The 2,789-nt window shown below is 21.9% G+C and carries 3 protein-coding genes and 1 pseudogene; 1 reads left to right on the top strand and 3 read right to left on the bottom strand.

The genetic code is table 4. The features are described 5' to 3' along the window. Window positions 1–7: 7 nt before the first annotated feature. The 3 genes from EHV01_RS04485 to EHV01_RS04495 all read right to left on the bottom strand — a co-directional run bounded on the left by EHV01_RS04485 (window position 8) and on the right by EHV01_RS04495 (window position 1,836). Window positions 8–457 carry a nuclease-related domain-containing protein gene (locus tag EHV01_RS04485; RefSeq protein WP_422066395.1) on the bottom strand — a complete coding sequence of 150 codons (450 nt, stop codon included), beginning with the start codon at window positions 455–457 and terminating at the stop codon, window positions 8–10. A gap of 267 nt (window positions 458–724) precedes the next feature. After that, window positions 725–1,027, bottom strand: a complete 303-nt coding sequence (locus EHV01_RS04490) for a ribbon-helix-helix domain-containing protein (RefSeq protein ID WP_422066393.1) — start codon at window positions 1,025–1,027, stop codon at window positions 725–727. Then, window positions 1,027–1,836, bottom strand: a complete 810-nt coding sequence (locus EHV01_RS04495; protein WP_422066394.1) for a ParA family protein — start codon at window positions 1,834–1,836, stop codon at window positions 1,027–1,029. Before EHV01_RS04495 ends, EHV01_RS04490 begins: the two co-directional genes overlap by 1 nt. A gap of 621 nt (window positions 1,837–2,457) precedes the next feature. Here EHV01_RS04495 and EHV01_RS04500 point away from each other — a divergent pair. Further along, window positions 2,458–2,789 (top strand): annotated as a pseudogene (locus EHV01_RS04500) (hypothetical protein); the annotation flags it as partial.

Below are 2,789 nucleotides of genomic sequence, written 5' to 3' on the forward strand. Positions count from 1 at the left end.
ATATATTTTATAAATATCAAGAGTTTTCGACAAAATTAAAGTTTTTCTCAATATATTTTAAAAATGAAGACAAATTATACGAACCATAATTTACATACTTGCTTTGATCTTTAAAAAAAGTTTTATTATAAAAATTATTTTTATATATAACAATGTTTTTAATATCAAATTCGGAAATATCTATATAATTTTTTAAAAGTGTTTTTAGATTTTTTATATGCGTTTTATTTTGATAACTCGGATTTAATATTTTAGTTTGCTTATCATTTGTTTTATTTACTAAAAGTAGTCATTTTTCACTCGTGTCACCATAAAGACTATTATATTCATTTAAAGAATACCATTTAGTTTCTATGACATAAATGTTTTTTTGAGTAATAAGTATATGGTCAATCTGAGATATTTTTTTATTTTTTCTATATTGTCAGGAACATATAAATCATTGTAAAATAAATATTTAATGTTTTTTTCATCCAAAAAACCCATGATAGCGTCTTTAACAATTTTTTCACCAATATTGCCTTTATCTTTAATTGTTTTTTTATTTGGTTTTTCTCCATAAATAATATTAGAATTATTTTTTTCCTTTTGAATATAAATAAAAATATAATTATTGTTATCAATATCAAAATAATAGAAACTACTATAATATCAATAAGTAATAGCAAAATAAATTAATGCAATAATTATATAAAATAAAATATTCCATAATTATATATCCATTCTATTTCGAAAATAATTTTTCATAATAATCTTTAATTGCGTCTCTTAGCAATTGACTAATATTAACATAATAGTTTTCTTTTTTCATTTTTTGTAGAAGATTTAATGTTTCCCCATCAATTGTTACTGTTTTTCTAATATTTTTTTTAGAATGAAATACTATGTCACCCGCTTTTTCTTGCAAGCTAGCATTATTTATTTTAACGGCAGAAATTTCTTTATTCATTATTTCACTAGCTTTAATAACGCTTGGGTTATCTAAACCAAGATTTAAACTATCAATATTTAATTTTTTACCCGCCATTATATTACCCCCTTAATGTTTAATTCTTTGATTAATTCAAAATATGGACTTTTATCTGTTAAATTAATTTTTTCCATCATAGTTTGTTTTTTCATTGTTTGATTATAAGGGATTTTAGTATTCAAAATTTGATTTTTAAAGTTACTATTCATATATTGTTCTATTATTGCTTGATCCATTTTGTTTTTACCTACCTTGTTAAATAAAATATAATTTAAGTTTTGTTTAATATCACTTTTAATTTCTTGTAATTCTTTAATAGTGTTTGAGTAATCTTCAAAAAAAATACCTATTCCTTCTACTGAAAATTTATGTGGCTCTATTGGAAATATTACTTGGTCAGCTGTAATAAATATATTTGTTGTCAAAATTGTCATTGTTGGGTTTGTATCAATCAAAACATAATCAAATAATTTTTCTAATATTTTTTTTATTTGATTTACATTTTTTTCAAATACAAAAACACCTACATTTGACATTTGTAGTTTTGATATTTTTTCTTTAATAATATTTTTATAGGCTGGAACTAAAAATATATTTTTTGTGTTGGTTTCTTCCATTCCATTTATAATATTTTGTTTCCACTTTTCAATGTCTTTAATTTCAGATGATAATTCAAATCATAGTGTTAGTGTACTATCTTCGTTTTTGTTTTCTTCGTGCCTAAATACATTAGTAATATTTCCTTGTGGGTCAATATCAATTATTAATACTTTTTTTCCTAAAGCTGATAAAGTTCTTGCAACTCCAGTAGTTATTGTAGTTTTGCCAACCCCACCTTTTGAATTACTAAAAGTTAAAATTTTCATATTTATTTCTCCTTGTAAATTGTAAATGCAAATGTAGCACTTTTTATATGAATGAAAACCTTATTTTTAAGCTTAATAGTTATTTTAGTAATTAATTAACTAAAATAAGCCATAAAATAAAAGATATTTTTGCTTTAATTTTTATAAAAAATCTTTACAAATTTAAAAAGCTTGATTTTACAGTTTATAAAGTGCTACACTTCATAGTACAATTTACACCTTTAAATAAATTATACTATATATTAGTATTTTTATAAATATTTTTATGCATACTATAATTATTTTTATAAATATTTTGATACTTATAATAATTATTTTTATGCATATAATTTTATTTTACGATGTATAATTACCTTATTAATATGTTTATTACCATTTCCCTATGAAAATAACACTCAATGCAGGACAGACAACGATTACAAAACGAGCAACAAAAACCCTTATAAAATAAGGGTTTTAAGTAGGGAAATATGTTAAATTATTCAGTTTAAATTGCTCTAAATTTTTAATAAGAACACTGAATAAAGTTTTGTGTTACTATTATTTTAGTATCAAAAAAATATCAATTATTAACTTAACAAAATATCAAAATAATACAAATTTTATAAAGGAAATAACGAAATGAAAAAATTACTAAGTATCTTAACCATATCAACTTTAACAGCAAACATTCCCGCATCCTTAATGGCGATGAAATCATCTGATGATGAATGAGAAATCATTAACAAAGATGATATTCCAACACCAAACCGAGTTAAACGCGATGTTGTGGCAACTAAAACAGATGTTAATACACGTGTAATAAAAACTGATGGAGCTAATAAACCAACAGCACAACAAATAAAAAATAGATTAAAAGAATTAAATCCACAATTAGACATCACAAAAATTAACGTTACAAACATTACTAATAACAGTGCAATAATTACTTCAAATGATAAAAATATTTATAW

The organism is Spiroplasma sp. hy2 (assembly GCF_044714365.1).
Lineage (GTDB): Bacteria > Bacillota_I > Bacilli_A > Mycoplasmatales > Mycoplasmataceae > Spiroplasma > Spiroplasma phoeniceum.